This is a genomic window from Micromonospora sp. NPDC051141 (assembly GCF_044455765.1).
GTDB lineage: Bacteria > Actinomycetota > Actinomycetes > Mycobacteriales > Micromonosporaceae > Micromonospora.
Window position 1 is genome coordinate 120,571 of the sequence record NZ_JBITFD010000009.1, and the last position, 16,431, is coordinate 137,001.

General features: G+C 75.0%; 16 protein-coding genes. All 16 read left to right on the forward strand.

All coding sequences use genetic code 11. The features are described from left to right. A complete protein-coding gene (locus tag ACIA6B_RS18570) occupies positions 1-1,131 on the forward strand; it encodes a glycoside hydrolase family 26 protein (RefSeq protein ID WP_396775065.1) in 1,131 nt (376 codons plus the stop codon). Positions 1,132-1,293: 162 nt separating this feature from the next. Next, complete coding sequence (locus ACIA6B_RS18575) at positions 1,294-3,561, forward strand: FAD-dependent monooxygenase (protein WP_396774770.1); 2,268 nt, start codon at positions 1,294-1,296, stop codon at positions 3,559-3,561. Then, positions 3,558-3,878 carry a putative quinol monooxygenase gene (locus tag ACIA6B_RS18580; RefSeq protein ID WP_396774772.1) on the forward strand — a complete coding sequence of 107 codons (321 nt, stop codon included), beginning with the start codon at positions 3,558-3,560 and terminating at the stop codon, positions 3,876-3,878. The genes ACIA6B_RS18575 and ACIA6B_RS18580 overlap by 4 nt, the downstream gene beginning before the upstream one ends. Continuing rightward, positions 3,875-5,101 (forward strand): cytochrome P450, encoded by a 1,227-nt coding sequence (locus ACIA6B_RS18585; RefSeq protein ID WP_396774774.1) that lies wholly within the window; start codon positions 3,875-3,877, stop codon positions 5,099-5,101. The genes ACIA6B_RS18580 and ACIA6B_RS18585 overlap by 4 nt, the downstream gene beginning before the upstream one ends. 27 nt (positions 5,102-5,128) lie before the next feature. Next, the gene (locus ACIA6B_RS18590) at positions 5,129-5,794 is read left to right on the forward strand and encodes a TcmI family type II polyketide cyclase (protein WP_396774776.1); all 666 of its coding nucleotides are present in this window, start codon (positions 5,129-5,131) and stop codon (positions 5,792-5,794) included. Between the two features lie 70 nt (positions 5,795-5,864). Beyond that, on the forward strand, positions 5,865-6,236 hold the full coding sequence (locus ACIA6B_RS18595; protein ID WP_281941979.1) for a DUF1622 domain-containing protein: 372 nt from the start codon (positions 5,865-5,867) through the stop codon (positions 6,234-6,236). Continuing rightward, positions 6,236-8,428 (forward strand): heavy metal translocating P-type ATPase, encoded by a 2,193-nt coding sequence (locus tag ACIA6B_RS18600; RefSeq protein WP_396774778.1) that lies wholly within the window; start codon positions 6,236-6,238, stop codon positions 8,426-8,428. The genes ACIA6B_RS18595 and ACIA6B_RS18600 overlap by 1 nt, the downstream gene beginning before the upstream one ends. 96 nt (positions 8,429-8,524) lie before the next feature. Next, the gene (locus ACIA6B_RS18605; protein ID WP_396774780.1) at positions 8,525-8,794 is read left to right on the forward strand and encodes a hypothetical protein; all 270 of its coding nucleotides are present in this window, start codon (positions 8,525-8,527) and stop codon (positions 8,792-8,794) included. Between the two features lie 94 nt (positions 8,795-8,888). Then, entirely contained in the window at positions 8,889-9,866 is a 978-nt protein-coding gene (locus ACIA6B_RS18610) for a zinc-binding alcohol dehydrogenase (RefSeq protein ID WP_396774782.1), read from the forward strand. Between the two features lie 2 nt (positions 9,867-9,868). Further along, entirely contained in the window at positions 9,869-10,267 is a 399-nt protein-coding gene (locus tag ACIA6B_RS18615) for a 6-pyruvoyl trahydropterin synthase family protein (RefSeq protein ID WP_396774785.1), read from the forward strand. Between the two features lie 4 nt (positions 10,268-10,271). Beyond that, positions 10,272-11,309, forward strand: a complete 1,038-nt coding sequence (locus tag ACIA6B_RS18620) for a glycosyltransferase family 4 protein (protein WP_396774788.1) — start codon at positions 10,272-10,274, stop codon at positions 11,307-11,309. After that, positions 11,306-12,115 carry an SAM-dependent methyltransferase gene (locus ACIA6B_RS18625; protein WP_396774791.1) on the forward strand — a complete coding sequence of 270 codons (810 nt, stop codon included), beginning with the start codon at positions 11,306-11,308 and terminating at the stop codon, positions 12,113-12,115. The genes ACIA6B_RS18620 and ACIA6B_RS18625 overlap by 4 nt, the downstream gene beginning before the upstream one ends. A 111-nt stretch (positions 12,116-12,226) precedes the next feature. Next, positions 12,227-13,147, forward strand: a complete 921-nt coding sequence (locus ACIA6B_RS18630) for a lysylphosphatidylglycerol synthase domain-containing protein (protein WP_396775067.1) — start codon at positions 12,227-12,229, stop codon at positions 13,145-13,147. 67 nt (positions 13,148-13,214) lie between these two features. After that, positions 13,215-13,844, forward strand: coding sequence for a GTP cyclohydrolase II (ribA, locus tag ACIA6B_RS18635; protein WP_396774793.1), 630 nt, complete (start codon positions 13,215-13,217; stop codon positions 13,842-13,844). Continuing rightward, positions 13,841-14,530, forward strand: a complete 690-nt coding sequence (locus ACIA6B_RS18640; RefSeq protein ID WP_396774794.1) for a RibD family protein — start codon at positions 13,841-13,843, stop codon at positions 14,528-14,530. The genes ribA and ACIA6B_RS18640 overlap by 4 nt, the downstream gene beginning before the upstream one ends. A 93-nt stretch (positions 14,531-14,623) precedes the next feature. After that, a complete protein-coding gene (locus ACIA6B_RS18645; RefSeq protein ID WP_396774796.1) occupies positions 14,624-16,303 on the forward strand; it encodes an extracellular solute-binding protein in 1,680 nt (559 codons plus the stop codon). Positions 16,304-16,431: the final 128 nt, after the last annotated feature.

The following is a 16,431-nucleotide window of genomic DNA, read 5'->3' on the forward strand; positions in this document are numbered from 1 at the left end:
ATGACCGTGCCCCGGGTCGGCCTGGCGCTGGCCGGTGCGCTGCTGCTGGCGTACGCCTTCGTGGTGGCGCCCGGCGTGTGGCGCGCTCCGGATCCCGGCCACCCGGCGCGGCCGGCGGCGTCGGGGGCGCCGGCGACCGCGGACGCCCCGGCGGCCGTCGCCGGTGTCGCGTTTCCGCCGGTCGGCCGGGCGTTCGTCGGGGTGATGACCGACACCGGCCCCTACGAGCTGGGCGCCGTGGACCGGTTCGCCGCCGCCGCCGGTCGGGCGCCGCAGGTGATGCTCTTCGGCGCGTCCTGGGCGTCGGCCACCTTCGACCGCGCCCTGTTCGACCGGATCGCCGAGCGGGGCATGATGCCGATGCTGGGCTGGGAGCCCTGGGACCACGCCGTCGACGAGGCGGCCCGGGACACCGGCCTGCCGGCCCGCCAGGTCGACCGGCTGCGGTCCACCCAACCGGACTACCGGCTGGCCCGCGTCACCGCCGGCGACTTCGACGGCTATCTGCGCTCCTGGGCCGAGGGGGTGCGGACGCTGGGCTACCCGATCGCCATCCGGTTCGCGCACGAGATGAACGGCGACTGGTACCCGTGGAGCGAGCGGGCCAACGGCAACCACCCCGGCGACTACGTGCGCGCCTGGCGGCACGTGCACGACGTCTTCGCCGCGGCCGGCGCCACGAACGTCACCTGGGTGTGGAGCCCGAACGCCAGGTGGGACAAGACGACCGCCGGGCTGACCGGTCTCTACCCCGGCGACGACTACGTCGACTGGGTGGGTGTCACCGGCTACTACGGCATGGGCGCCTTCACGAAGACCTACTCGCCCTTCGACCAGATCTTCGGGCCGACCGTCGCGGAGATCCGCGCGATGACCCGCAAGCCGCTCGTCGTCACCGAGACCGCTGCCGCCGAGAGCAGCGGCCACAAGGCCCGGTGGATCCGGGAGACGTTCGCCTCGCTGCCGCGCTACCCGAACCTGATCGGGCTGATCTGGTTCGAGGTGGACAAGGAGCAGGACTGGCGGATCGCTGGTTCGCCGGCTGCGGCGGCGGCGTTCGCCGAGGCGGTCGCCACCGACCGGTACGACGTGACCTGGTCACCCTCGTCGCGGCCCCGCGCCGGGCCCTGAGCCCGGCCCGAGGCAGTGCAACAAGCCCGGAACGGGTGGCGTCCCGGCGGCGTCACCGCACGCAGACACCACCCGGTGCGCCGGTGACGACCGGGTGACGCCGGCTCCGGCAGGGTCGCGGCACGAGGCGGCACGGCGCGAGGGGGCGGCATGGTCAGGACGATGCTCTTCAGACGCGCGCGCCCCGGCTGCGAACCCGCCGTCGGGCCGGCCTGGGAGACCGTCGCCGGCCAGGTCAGCGCGCTGCCCGGCAGCCTCCGGCACGAGCTGCTGCGCGACGCCCTCGACCCGTACGGCTTCGTCGTGGTCACCGAGTGGGTCGACGAGGCGGCGCTGCGCGCGTACCGGGACGGGCCGGTGGCGGCGCGCCTGACCGAGCTGCTCCGGCCGCTGACCGAGCCGGCCGGCCCGCCCGCCTACCCGACGATGACCGAGGACGTCGACGGGGCCGGGCCGGTCTACGTCGACGTGGAGCTGATCGTGCCGAGCGCCCGCCTCGCCGAGTTCCACCGGGGCTACCCCGAGGTGGTGCGGCGGATGGCTGCCGTGCCGGGCTACCGGCGGGAACGGCTGCTCCGCGAACCCGGGTCGGACGTGCACCACATCTTCGCCGAATGGGACGGCGCGGCCGAGTTCCTCGACTGGATCGCCGACCCGGCGCACGCCTCGGCGCAGGCCGGGCCGATCGCCCCGTTCCTCCTCGACATCCGACGCCGCCTCTTCCACGTCGTGCCCGACGCGGACGACCGGCGACACCACACCACGGGCAGGGAGGCCGACGTGCAGAGGACGACTGACGTACTGGTGGTCGGGGCGGGCCCCACCGGGCTCACCGCCGCCGTCGAGCTGGCCCGGCGCGGCGTCGACTGCCGGGTGATCGACCGACTGGCGACCCCGCCCGACCAGGCCGACAAGGCGATCGGCGTGCACTGCCGCACCATGGAGATCTGGGAGGAGCAGGGCGTCGTCCGGGAGGCGATGGACGCCGGCATCTGGCTCACCGGCAACATGGTCTTCGTCAACGGCGTGCAGACGCACCGGATGAGCTGGGAGCTGCCCGGCCTGCCGTACGCCCACCTCGGCCTGCCGCAGTACGAGACCGAGCGGATCCTCACCGAGCGGCTGGCCACGCTCGGGGTGCGGCCCCGGCGCGGCGCCGAACTTGTCGACTTCACTCAGGACACGGACGGCGTCACCGCCACCGTCCGCACCGCCGACGGCGGCACCGAGACCGTCCGCGCGGCGTACCTGATCGGTTGCGACGGCGCGCACAGCCGCGTCCGGGAACGGCTCGGCCTCACCTTCACCGGCGGGCTCGGCCGCTTCCCGCAACTGTTCATGCTCGTCGACGTCGACGTGGACTGGGACATGCCGGACGGGCACCTGCTGCGGTTCCTGCACACCACCGACGGACAGATGGACGGGATGCTGGTCTGCGTCCCGCTGCGCGGCGAGCGCCGGTACCGCATCGCCACCCTCGCCCCGCCCCGGTTCTTCGCGCAGACCGGGGGGCGGGACGCCCCGCCCGGGTTCAGCGAGGAACTCGCCTCGCCGACGCTCGACGACGTGCAGGCCGCCCTCGACCGGCTCGCCCCGCCAGGCACCCGGGCGTCGAACCTGCGCTGGTCCTCGGTGTTCCGGATCAGTCACGGCATCGTCGACCGCTACCGGCACGGCCGGGTCTTCGTCGCCGGCGACGCCGCCCACCTGCACCCCCCGGCCGGCGGCCAGGGCATGAACACCGGCATCCAGGACGCCTGGAACCTGGCCTGGAAGCTGGCCCTGGCGGTACGCGGGCGCGCCGCCCCCGGGCTGCTGGACAGCTACGAGGCCGAGCGGCGGCCGGAGGGCGAGGAGATCGTCGGCCGCGCGGTGCGGTTGGCGGGCACCGAGGAGGTGGACCGCGCCGACCTGGAACGGCAGTTCCTCCAGGAGATGTCCCTGCTGCTCAGCTACGCCGGCAGCCCGCTGGTCGGGGAGACCGTCGCCGACCCGGCCGCACTCGGCGACGCGCCCCGCCCCGGCGACCGCGCGCCGGACGTCGAGGGACTGCGGCGGCGCGGCGTCGGGCACCCGCTGCGGTTGCGGGACCTGACCCGGGGCACCGGGCACACGCTGCTGCTCTACGCCGACACCACGGCCGACGCGGCGGAGCTGGCCGGGCTCGCCGACCTCTGCGCCGACGCGCGGCGGCAGGCCGGCGGGGAGCTGGACGCGTACCTGCTGCTCGACCCGGACGTCGCCGAGCCGCACCTGGCCGACCCGCCGGTGCTGCGCGACGCCGACCGGCGGTTCCGCGCCGGGTACGGCCTGGCCGGCACCGGGCTCTACCTGATCCGCCCGGACGGGCACGTCGGGTTCCGGGGCGCCCCGATCGACGCCGACGTGCTCCGCAAGCACCTGTGCCTGGTATTCGGCGGTGTCCGATGAGCCGGGTCCGGACGGTGCTGGCGATGCGCACCCGGGAGGGCTGCGAGGAGCGGTTCGAGGCGGAGTGGCGGACCGCCGCCGAGGAGATCCGCACGCTCGACGGCTGCCTGCACCAGGACCTGGTCCGCGACGCCGACGACCCGCGGATGTATCTGGTGATCAGCGACTGGGCCGACCGGGAGCGGCTGGACGCGTTCGGCCGAAGCGCGCACCGGGACCGGCTGCTGCGCGTGGTCCGGGAGCTGCGCGAGTCCGCGGAACGGCACACCTACCAGGTGCTGCACAGCGTGGCCGGCGAGCCGGGGGAGGCCCGATGACCGAGGACGTGGTGCCCGCCGGCGAGCTCTACACGGACGCGTTCGCGACCGACCCCTATCCCACCTTCGCCCGGCTGCGCGCGCAGCGGCCGGTCTGCCCGGTGGGGTCGCCGCGCTTCGACTCCTGGTTGATCACCCGGTTCGACGACGCGCGCGCGGCGTTGACCGACCCGCGGCTCTCGAAGGACCTCTACGGACCGGACCGGCACTTCCTGCGGATCTTCGGCCCGAACTCGGAGGGGCTGAACCGCAACATGCTCAACTCCGACCCGCCCGAGCACACCCGGCTGCGCCGCGTGGTGTCGCAGGCGTTCGCGCCCCGGCGGATCGAGGCGCTGCGACCCCGGGTGGCCACCGTCGTCGACTCCCTGCTCGACAAGATCGTGCCGCACGGCGAGGCGGACCTGATGCGGGACTTCGCCATCCCGCTGCCGATGACCGTCATCTGCGAGCTGCTCGGCGTGCCGCCGGCCGACCACGACCGGGTGCTCGACTGGACGCAGGTCATCCGCACCTCCGGCTCGACCCGCCGGCCGCCGGAGGAGGAACGCGCGGCGGTGCAGGAGGCCCAGGCGCGGCTGCACGACTACCTGACCGAGCTGGTCCGGGCCAAGCGGGGCGACCCGGCCGACGACATCATCGGCGCGCTGGTGCGGGCCGTCGACCGGGACCGCACGCTGTCCGAGGCGGAGCTGGTGACCACCACGTTCCTGCTGCTGTTCGCCGGCCACCAGACCACCGCCGACTTCCTCGGCAACGCGGTGCTGGCCCTGCTCACCCACCCGGAGCAGTTGGCGCTGCTGCGCAGCACGCCGCGCCTGCTGCCCACCGCGATCGAGGAGCTGCTGCGGTTCGACGGCCCGCTGCCGGTGGCCAGCCCGCGCATCACCACCGAGGACGTCGAGTACCAGGGGGTACGCATCCCGCGCGGCTCGATCGTCGGGGTGGCGATCAACGCGGCGAACCACGACCCGGCGCACTTCGTCGACCCGGACCGGCTCGACCTGCGCCGGGTCCGGGGGCCGCACCTCGGCTTCGGCCACGGCGTGCACTACTGCCTCGGCGTCTCGCTGGCCCGGATGGAGGCGCTGCTCGCGCTCTCCGCGCTGCTGCGGCGGCTGCCCGGGCTGCGCCTCGCCGTGCCGCCCGCCGAGGTACGCCGACTGCCGGCCGCCTCGCCCTTCCGTGGCCTGCTGGAACTGCCTGTCACCTTCTCCGCCTAGCCCGCCCACCCAGCCAAGGAGCACGTCATGGTCTTCCGGAACGTGATCGTCTGCCACATGGTCCCCGGCAGCGACGAGATCGTCGGCAACGTCTTCGGCCACTACGACCAGATCACCCGACCGCAGGACCTCGGCGTCATCGGCCGGTACCTGCTGTCGCACCACGACCTGTACCTGCACGTGATCGAGCGCGAGCAGGACCCGAGGATCTCCGGGCAGACCCGTGGGCTGCCCGCGTTCCAGAAGATCGCCGAGGAGATCGGCCCGTACGTGACGCCGTACCCGCGGTACTGGAAGAACCCGTCGGACTCGGTGGCCAAGGAGTTCTACCAGTGGGCGCCGGAGGGGGAGCCGCCGGACGACACCACGCTGACCGTGATCGTCGGACGGATCAAGCCGGGCGCCGAGCCGGACGTGGCCCGGGTGTTCGCCGAGTCCGACGCCGGGTCGCTCCCGGCCGAGCTGGGCGTCACCGGGCGCTGGCTCTACTCGATCGACGACGTCTACGTGCACCTGCTGGAGCAGGAGTCCTCGGCCGCCGAGGCCACCCGCGACCAGCACGCCGACACGCCGTCGTTCGACCGGGTGCGGCGGGAGCTGGGCCCGTACGTCGAGCCGTACCGGCCGGACCTCTGTCACGGCCCGCAGGACCAGGTGGCCACTGTCTTCTACCGCTGGCGCGCGCAGGACTGAGCCGGCCGGAAACCGCTCCCCGTCGCGCCCCCGTACGCCAGGCTGGAACCGAGGCGTACGGGGGTGTCGGGTGCCGACCAAGGAGATCATCCAGCACATCGGCGCGTTGCTGGACCTGACCGGGGTGCTGGTCATCGCGGTGGGCGTCACCGTCGCCACGGTGGTGTTCGCGGCGCGCTGCGGTCGTACCCGGCAGGTGGTGGCGCACTACCGGGCGTACCGGCAGGGGGTCGGCCGGGCCATCCTGCTCGGCCTGGAGTTCCTGGTCGGCGGCGACATCATCCGTACGGTCGCGGTGTCGCCCACCTTCACCAGCGTGGGCGTGCTGGCGTTGATCGTGGCGGTCCGGACGTTTCTCAGCTTCTCGCTCGAGGTGGAGCTGGACGGCCGCTGGCCCTGGCAGGGCAAGCTCCCGCGGGCCGGGCAGGCGGGTGCCGACTGATGGGCCACGCGCACCACGCCGGGCACGACCCGGAGCAGTTCCGCCGCCGGTTCTGGCTGAGCCTGGCGCTGACCGTGCCGATCGTCCTCACCAGCCACATGGTGATGGACTGGTTCGGCTACTCGCTGGCCGTTCCCGGCGTGCGCGGGGTGGGCCCGGTGCTCGGCACGGTCGTCTTCGGCTACGGCGGCTGGCCGTTCCTGGCCGGCGGTCTGCGCGAGCTGCGCGCCCGCGCGCCCGGCATGATGCTGCTGATCTCCATGGCGATCGTGGTGGCGTACCTCGCCTCGGTGGCCACCAGCCTCGGCCTGTTCGACCTGGACTTCTGGTGGGAGCTGGCCGCGCTTGTCACCATCATGCTGCTCGGCCACTGGCAGGAGATGCGGGCGGTCGGGCAGGCGCGCGGCGCGCTGGGCGCGCTGGCCGCCCTGCTGCCCGACGACGCCGAGCGCCTGGACGGGACCGGCCGGCCGCAGCCGGTGCCCGTCGCCGAGCTGCGGGTGGGTGACCTGGTGCTGGTCCGCCCCGGCGGTCGGGTGCCGGCCGACGGCCGGATCGTCGAGGGCGCGGCCGAGCTGGACGAGTCGATGATCACGGGGGAGTCCCGGCCGGTGTCCCGCGCCGCCGGGGACCGGGTGGTCGCCGGCACCGTGGCCACCGACGCCACCCTGCGGGTACGCGTCGACGCGGTCGGCGCGGACACCGCGCTGGCCGGCATCGGCCGGCTGGTCGCCGAGGCGCAGTCCTCCGGCGGGCGCGCGCAGGTGCTCGCCGACCGGTTCGCCGCGCTGCTGTTCTACCTGGCGACGACCGCCGGCCTGGTCACCTTCGTGGTCTGGCTCCTGCTCGGCGACACCGACCAGGCCGTGGTGCGGACCGTGACCGTGCTGGTGATCGCCTGCCCGCACGCCCTCGGGCTGGCCATTCCGCTGGTGGTGGCGCTCTCCACCGCGCTCTCCGCGCGCGCCGGCATCCTGGTGAAGGACCGGCTGGCGCTGGAACGGATGCGCACCGTCGACACCGTCCTGTTCGACAAGACCGGCACGCTCACCACCGGTCGGCACACCGTCACCGGGGTGGCCGCCACCGGCGGTCTGGACCGCGACGCCGCGCTGCGCCTCGCCGGCGCGGTGGAGGCCGACAGCGAGCACCCGCTCGCCCGGGCGCTCGTCGCCGCCGCCGACGCGCGGTCCACCCGCCCGGCCGCCACCGACGCGGGCGGGCCGAATCCGGCCGCCGGGGACGCGGGCCCGCCCGGTCCGGCCGCCGGGGACGGGGGCCCGCCCGGTCCGGCCGCCGGGGACGGGGGCCCGCCCGGTCCGGCCGCCGGGGACGCGGGCCCGCCCGGTCCGGCCGCCGCCGAGCCGGGCCCGACGCGCCCGGCCGCGCACGGCTTCCGCGCGCTCGCCGGTCGCGGCGTGCGGGCCACGGTGGACGGCGTCGACTGGGCGGTGGGCGGTCCGGCGCTGCTGCGCGAGCTGGACGCCGCGGTGCCCGACGACCTGGCCCGCGTCGCGGCGGGCTGGTCCCGGCGGGGCGCGGCGGTGCTGCACCTGGTCCGGCTGCCGGCCGGGCACGACCCCGAGGTGACCGCCGCGTTCGCGCTTGAGGACCGCGTCCGACCGGAGGCGCGGGCTGCCGTGGCCGAGCTGCGTGAGCTGGGCGTACGCAAGATCGTGATGATCACCGGCGATGCCCGCCCGGTGGCCGGGGCGGTCGCCGCCGATCTCGGCTTCCGGCCCGGCGTCGACGAGGTCTTCGCCGAGGTGCTGCCGGCCGACAAGGACAAGGCGGTCGCCGACCTCCAGGCGCGCGGGCTGACCGTGGCCATGGTCGGCGACGGCGTCAACGACGCCCCGGCCCTGGCCCGCGCCGACGTCGGGGTGGCCATCGGCGCCGGCACCGACGTGGCGATCGAGTCCGCCGGGGTGGTGCTCGCCGGCTCCGACCCGCGCGGCGTCGGCGGGGTGATCCGGCTGTCCCGGGAGTCGTACCGCAAGATGCGGCAGAACCTGGCCTGGGCGGCCGGCTACAACGTGGTCGCCATTCCGCTCGCCGCCGGCGTGCTGGCCGGGGCCGGGGTCGCGCTCAGCCCGGCGCTCGGCGCGGTGCTGATGTCCGCCTCCACCATCGTGGTGGCGCTCAACGCCCAACTGCTGCGCCGGGTCCGGCTCACCCCGACCGGGACGTGACATGTATTGCTGGCCGGCACCTGCGCACGGATGAGAGGTTTGACGTCGACTCACCGGGTCACTGACACCGGGAGTGACGAGGAAAGGGGAACACCGGTGCCCGACACGATCCGGACCAGGTCCAGTCAGGACGCCGTCCTGCCACGGGGCGTCACCGACCCGTTGCTGTGGCGCAGCGCGTACGACGTGGCCGCCGCGCACCGGCCGGACGCCGCCGGCCGGTGCGCCAGCCTGCTCTGCGCCGGCGCCCCGGCACCCTGCGAGCCGCTGACCGCCGCCCGCCGCGCGATGCGCCTGGCCGGGGACGCCGGCCGCCGCGCCGAGTCGGACACCCGGCCGGCCGGGGATCGGCGGCGGGCCGCCTGAGCGGCCGGTGGGCCGGGCGGTTCGAACCCGGGTCGTCCCGCTTCCGTGTCTATGATCGACAACCCGGCTGGAATGCGGAGAACGAGGAGGATTCGTGACCGTCGACGCCCACGCGTTCTGGCTCCGCGCGCCCGGCGAGGGCGAGATCCGGCCGGTCCGCCTCGACCCGCCCGGCGACGGCGAGGTGCTGGTCCGCACCCGGTTCACCGGCGTCAGCCGGGGCACCGAGACGCTGGTTTTCACCGGCCGGGTCCCCGCCGACCAGCACGCCGCCATGCGCGCGCCGTTCCAGGAGGGCGACTTCCCGGCGCCGGTCAAGTACGGCTACCTCAACGTCGGCACGGTCGAGGCCGGCACGGCGGAGCTGCGCGGGCGCACCGTGTTCTGCCTGTACCCGCACCAGAGCGCGTACGTGGTCCCGGCCGGATCGGTGGTGGTCGTGCCGGACGGCGTGCCGGCGGCCCGGGCGGTGCTGGCCGGCACCGTGGAGACCGCGGTGAACGCGCTCTGGGACGCCGCGCCGCTGGTCGGGGACCGGGTCACCGTGATCGGCGGTGGCATGGTCGGGTGCAGCGTGGCCGCGCTGCTGGCCCGCTTCCCGGGCGTCCGGGTGGAGCTGGTCGACGCCGACCCGGGCAGGGCCGGGGTCGCCGAGGCGCTCGGGGTCGACTTCGCCCTGCCCGCCGACGCGACCGGCGGGCGCGACCTGGTGGTGCACGCCAGCGCCAGCGCCGACGGGCTGCAACGCGGCCTGGAATTGCTCCGCCCGGAGGGCACCGTGCTGGAGCTGAGCTGGTACGGCGACCGCCCGGTCACCCTCGCCCTCGGCGGCGCCTTCCACTCCCGGCGGCTCGCCATCCGCAGCAGCCAGGTCGGCACCGTCTCGCCCCGGCGGGCCGACCGCAGCTACGCCGACCGGCTCGCCGTCGCCCTGGACCTGCTGACCGACCCGGCCTTCGACGCGCTGCTCACCGGCCGGTCCCGCTTCACCGACCTGCCCGACGTGCTGGACCGGCTCGCCTCGGGCCGGCTCCCGGCGCTCTGTCATCTCATCACCTACGGCGAGGAGTGAACGTGTTCAGCGTGACCGTCCGGGACCACATGATGGTCGCTCACAGCTTCCGCGGCGAGGTGTTCGGCCCGGCCCAGAAGCTGCACGGCGCCACCTTCGTCGTCGACGCCACGTTCCGCCGGGCGGAGCTGGACGCCGACGGCATCGTGGTCGACATCGGTCTGGCCACCGAGCAGCTCAAGGCCGTGCTCGGCGAGCTGACCTACCGCAACCTGGACGACGAGCCGGCCTTCGCCGGGGTGAACACCACCACCGAGGTGCTGGCCCGCGCCGTCGCCGACCGGCTCGCCGACGCGGTGCACGCCGGCCGGCTGGGGGAGGGGGCCCGGGGCCTGGCCGGGATCACCGTCACGCTGCACGAGTCACACGTCGCCTGGGCGAGCTACGAACGGCCGCTGTGACCGGATGACCGCCGTCCACGTGGTGCTGCCGGGCGACATCGACGACCCGGCGAACCCCAGCGGCGGCAACGCCTACGACCGGCACGTCTGCCGTGGGCTGGCGGCGCTCGGCTGGACCGTGCGCGAGCACCAGGTGCCGGGCCGCTGGCCGCACCCGGGCGACCGGGAACGATCCGCGCTGGCCGGGCTGCTCGCCGGGCTGCCCGACGGGGCGACCGTGCTGCTCGACGGCCTGGTCGCCTCGACCGTGCCGGACGTGCTCGCCCCGCACGCCGCGCGCCTGCGCCTGGTGGTGCTGGTGCACCTGCCGATCGAGGACGAGGCCGAACGGCGGGCCCTCGACGCGGCGAGCGGGGTGGTCGCCACCAGCGAGTGGACCCGCCTTCGGCTGCTCGACCGCTACCCGCTCGACCCCGCGCGGGTGACGGTCGCGCCGCCCGGCGTCGAGCCGGCCCCGGTCGCCCCCGGCACGCCCGACGGTGGGCGCCTGCTCTGCGTCGCGGCGGTCACCCCGGTCAAGGGGCACGACGTGCTGGCCGCCGCGCTCGCCGGGGTCGCCGACCTGGCCTGGACCTGCGACTGGATCGGCCCGCTCGACCGGGACCCGGCGTTCGTGGCCCGGCTGCGCCGGTGGCTCACCGGGGCCGGGCTGGCCGACCGGGTCCGGCTGACCGGCCCGCGCACCGCACCGGAGCTGGCCGCCGCGTACGCCGCCGCCGATCTGCTGGTCCAGCCCTCCCGGCGGGAGACGTACGGCATGGTGGTGACCGAGGCGCTGGCCCGGGGCGTACCGGTGCTGGCCAGCGACACCGGCGGCCTGCCGGCCACGCTCGGGCACGCCCCCGGCGGCGACCGGCCCGGCCTGCTGGTGCCACCGGACGACCCGGGTCCGACCGCCGACGCGCTGCGCCGCTGGCTCACCGACCCCGCCCTGCGGAACCGGCTGCGCCGCGCCGCCCGGCAGCGGCGGCACACCCTCACCGGCTGGCCGGTCACCGTGGACCGGCTGGCCACGGCGCTCAAGGAGGCGACCGCGGCATGACCACCTCACTCCCGCCCGACTTCGCGGACTGGCTGCGACTGCGCGAGCCCGCCGACGCCGCCGCCCGCTCGGTCGAGCTGGCCGACGCGGTCCGCGACCGGCTGCCCGCCGGACGCCCGCTGGTGGTGCACGACCTGGGCAGCGGCACCGGGTCGATGGCCCGCTGGCTCGCCCCCCGGCTGCCCGGCCCGCAGCGCTGGGTGCTGCACGAACGTGACAGGCACCTGTTGGCGCTGGCCACCGGCGGCGGCCTCACCGCCGCCGACGGCGCGCCGGTCACGGTGACCACCCGCGGCTCGGACATCACCCGGCTGACCCGCGCCGACCTGGCCGACTCCCACCTGGTCACCGCGTCGGCGCTGCTGGACATGCTCACCGCCGAGGAGGTCGACCGGATGGTGGCCGCCTGCGCCGGTCACCCGACGCTGTTCGCGCTCACCGTGTCCGGCCGGGCGGAGTTCACTCCGGCGGATCCGCTCGACGCCGAGCTGGCCGACGCGTTCAACGCCCACCAGCGGCGGACCGTCGACGGGCGGGCCCTGCTCGGGCCGGACGCGGTGGACGCCACGGTGGCCGCGTTCGGCCGGCACGGCGTCGAGGTGGCGGTGCGGTCCACCCCGTGGCGGCTCGGACCGGAGCAGGCCGCGCTGACCGCCGAGTGGCTGACCGGCTGGGTGGACGCGGCCGTCGAGGAACGACCGCATCTGAACGGCCCCGCGCGGACGTATACCGAGTGGCGGCTCGCCGAGGCCGCCGCCGGCCGGGTCGAGGTGGTGCTGCACCACGCCGACCTGCTCGCCGGCTGAACCGTACGGCCCGCCGACACGTGACATCCGGTGGGAACGAGGGAGGACCGTTTGTCACATGTCGCCGTCGCCGCGCCCGTGCCCGTACCGGTCCGGCCGCGTCCGGCCCGGGTGCGCTGGGCCTGGACCCGCCGGGCCTGGTTGCGGCCGGCCGCCGGGCTGGCCGTGCTCGCCGCGCTGGTCGCCTTCGTCGGCACCGGTCCGTTCCTGGCCGGGCTGCGGCTGATCGACGCGCCGGCGCTGGCCGCCGCGCTCGGCCTCGGCGTGGTCACCACCGTGAGCGGCGCCTGGCGCTGGTCGCTGGTGGCCGGCGGGCTGGGCGTACGGCTGCCGATGCGCGCCGCGGTGGCGCACTGCTACCGGGCGATCTTCCTCAACTCCACGCTGCCCGGCGGCGTGCTCGGCGACGTGCACCGGGCGGTCCGGCACGGCCGGGACGCCGGGGACGTGGCCCGGGGGGTCCGCGCGGTGGTCTGGGAGCGTGCCGCCGGCCAGGTGGTGCAGGTGGTCATCGCGGTGGCGGTGCTGGCCGCGTTCCCGTCCCCGGTCCGCCGGTACCTGCCGGCGCTGGCAGCCGTCGGGGCGGTGACCGTGGTGGCGCTGGTGCTGGTGGCCCGTGCGGTGCCGCGTTCCGGGGCGTCCCGTCTCGCCCGGCTGGCGCGTACCGCGCTGGCCGACGTCCGCGCCGGGCTGCTGGCGCGGCGGACCTGGGCCGGCGTGGTGATCGCCTCGACCGTGGTGTTCGCCGGCCACCTGGCCACGTTCGTGGTGGCCGCCCGCACCGCCGGGGCCGACGCGCCGCTGTCCCGCCTGCTGCCGCTGACCCTGCTCGCCCTGCTGGCCATGGCCCTGCCGCTCAACGTGGGCGGCTTCGGGCCGCGCGAGGGCGTCGCCGCGTGGGCGTTCGCGGCGGCCGGTCTGACCGCGGCCCAGGGCGTCGCCACCGGCACCGTCTACGGCGCGCTGGTCCTGGTGGCCAGCCTGCCCGGCGCCGTGGTGCTGCTGCTGCGCCCGACCGGCAACTGTCGGTGATCCCGCATACGGTGAGGGTGCGAGGTGTGAGTCGTCGGTCAGCCCGGCGACCGGACGGAGGAGAACCATGGACGAATCCCTGCCCAGCGCGACGGTCCGGACCCGGGTCACGGTCCCGCTTCGGTTCCCCGACGGATACTCCACCACCGCCCTGGTGCACACGTTCCACGGCCTGGTGGACGGCCGGGAGCACCTGGCGTTCGGGCTCGGCGGGTACGCCGACGCCGATCCGCCGCTGGTCCGCCCGCACAGCGAGTGCCTGACCGGTGACGTGTTCGGCAGTCAGCGCTGCGACTGCGGCCCGCAGTTGCGCGAGGCGGTGGAGCGGATCGCGGAGGCCGGCGGCTACCTGCTCTACCTGCGTCAGGAGGGGCGGGGCATCGGCCTGTACGCCAAGCTCGACGCGTACGCCCTCCAGGACGACGGCCTGGACACGTACGAGGCGAACCTGGCGCTCGGCCGGGGCGCCGACGAGCGGGACTACACGGTGGCCGCGCAGATGCTCACCGCGCTGGGCGTGGACCGGGTGGCCCTGCTGAGCAACAACCCGGACAAGGCGGCACAGCTCGAAGGGCTGGGCGTCGCGGTGGCCGACCGGGTGGTCACCGGCGTGCACCTGTCCCCGGCGAACGCCGACTACCTGGCGGCCAAGGTCACCCGCGCCGACCACGCCCTCGACCTGCCGTTCGTGCCGTGACCACCCGCCCGTACGTGCTGCTGAGCTGCGCGATGTCGATCGACGGTTACATCGACGACGCGACCACCGAGCGGCTGCTGCTCTCCAACGACGACGACCTGGACCGGGTCGACGCGACGCGGGCCGGGTGCGACGCGATCATGGTGGGCGCGGCCACGGTCCGCCGCGACGACCCCCGGTTGCTGGTGCGCAGCGATCGGCGGCGTGCCGAGCGGGTGGCCCGGGGGCTGCCCCCGTCCCCGGTGAAGGTGACGGTCACCGGCAGCGGCGACCTCGACCCGGGGGCCCGCTTCTTCACCGTCGGCGACGGCGTCAAGCTGGTCTACTGCCCGAGCGGGGTGGTGGACAAGGCCCGGGAGCAGGTCGGCGCGGTGGCCAGCGTGGTCGACGCCGGCGAGCCGGTCACCCCGGAGGCGGTCGTCGCCGACCTGGCCGGGCGCGGGGTCGGCCGGTTGATGGTGGAGGGCGGCGGCACCATGCACCGCCAGTTCCTCACCGCCGGCCTCGCCGACGAGCTGCACCTGGTGGTCGCGCCGTTCTTCGTGGGGGACGGTCGGGCCCCCCGGTTCGTCGGGGAGGGCCGCTTCCCGTGGCACCCGGGTCGCCGGGCCCGGGTGGTCGAGGTGCGCCAGATCGGCGACGTGGTGTTGACGCGCTACGCGCTCTCCGACCGCTGCCGGGCCTGACCGACGCCGCTCCGGTTCGCTCTTGTGCAAGCTCACGGTCGAGATTAGTTTGTTGCTCATCCATACGAATGCATCCCTCCCGAAGGGGTATCGATGAGCGTGCACCACCCCGATCCGGGCGCCACCCGTCGCCGTTTCCTCGGCCTGGTCGGCCTCGGCGTGGCCGCCACCGCCGGCGGCCCGCTGCTCGCCGGATGCTCCGAGAAGCCCGCCGGCTCCGGCGCCGCCCAGCAGCTCGACGCCGTCTCCGGCCTGCTGCCCACGCACAAGGACCTGCCCGGCGCCATCAAGCCCGACATCGTCGGCACCCGCCCGGTGCCCGACGGATACACCAGCTACCCGGCTACCCTGGTCGACGCCATCACCGACAAGCCCGGCACCAGCGGCAAGCAGATCACCGCGATGACGCCCGCCTGGGGCGCGGCCCCGCCCGGCATCGCGCAGAGCGCCTACCTCCAGGCCGTCAACGCCGAGCTGGGCACGCCTGTCACCTTCACCATCCAGGACGGCAACACGTACGCCGACAAGCTCAACGCCATGCTCAGCGCCCGCGACGTGCCGGAGCTGCTCTGCGTGCCGGGCTGGGAGGTGGAGAAGATCCCGCGCTTCGCCGAGGCGATCAAGGCGCTCTTCGAGGACCTCACCGACCACCTCCGGGGCGACGCCGCGAACGCGTACCCGATGCTGGCCAGCTTCCCGACCGGGGCTTGGCGCCAGGCGGTGTGGAACGAGCGGCTGATGTCCGTGCCCAATCCCACGGACGGGCCGTTCCCCTGGGCGCTGTTCGCCCGCAAGGACCTGCTCGACGCCCGCGGCCTGGGGGTGCCGACTAACCTCGACGAGCTGCTGACCGCGGCCCGGCAGGTCACCGACCCGGCTCGCAAGGTGTGGGCGTTCGACGACGTCTTCGCCATGATCCAGATGTTCCACCGGGTGCCCGGCGCCAACCAGGGGTGGCGGCTGCGCTCCGACGGGACGCCGGAGTTCAAGTACGAGACGCCGGAGTTCCGCCAGGCGCTCGAGGTGATGACCAAGATCTACAAGGACGGCCTGGTCCACCCGGACATCGTCGCCAGCCGGGGCGCGGACGCGAAGCAACTGTTCGCCAAGAACGGCGCGATCGTGTTCAAGCAGGACGGCATCGGTTTCTGGCAGGGCGCCCAGGCTGAGCACCAGAAGACCAACCCGTCGTTGAACATCCAGCCGGTGCCGATCTTCTCCGCCACCGGCGGCGACCCGCTGGTCTGGGGCGAGGACAAGCCGATCTCGTTCACCTTCGTCAGGAAGGGCCTCGGCAAGGACCGGGTCCAGGAACTGCTGCGGATCATCAACTGGTGCTCCGCGCCGCTGGGCAGCCAGGAGGCCCAACTCCGGGACTTCGGCGTCGAGGGCAGGCACCACACGAAGTCGCCGAACGGGCCGGTCAAGACCGACCTGGCGTTCAAGGAGATCGCCAACCAGTACTTCTTCATCAGCGGTCGTAACCCCACCATCGGGCCGTACCCGGACACCCCCCGCTACGTGCCGGACGTGCTGAACTACTCCAACCAGATGGTCAGGTTCCTGGAGAAGAACCCCTGGGCCGGGGTCAAGCTGGAGATGCCGGCCGCCTACAAGGCCAACCAGGTGCCGACCGAGGACAAGTTCACCGACGTCCTGCGCGGCCGGCGTCCCCTGAGCGACGCGGACGCCATCGTCGCCGAGTGGAAGGCCAACGGCGGGGAGGAAGCCCGCAAGCTGCTCGCCGACTCGCTGCCCAAGGCGGCCAAGTGAGCGAGCCGGCCGTCGCGGTGGGGCCCCCCCGCGGCCCCCCCCCCCCGCCCGCCGCCCCCGCCCCCCCCCCCCCCCCCCCCCCGCGCCCGGGGGCCCCCCCCCCCCCGCGGCGCCCCGCCAGGGCGGTG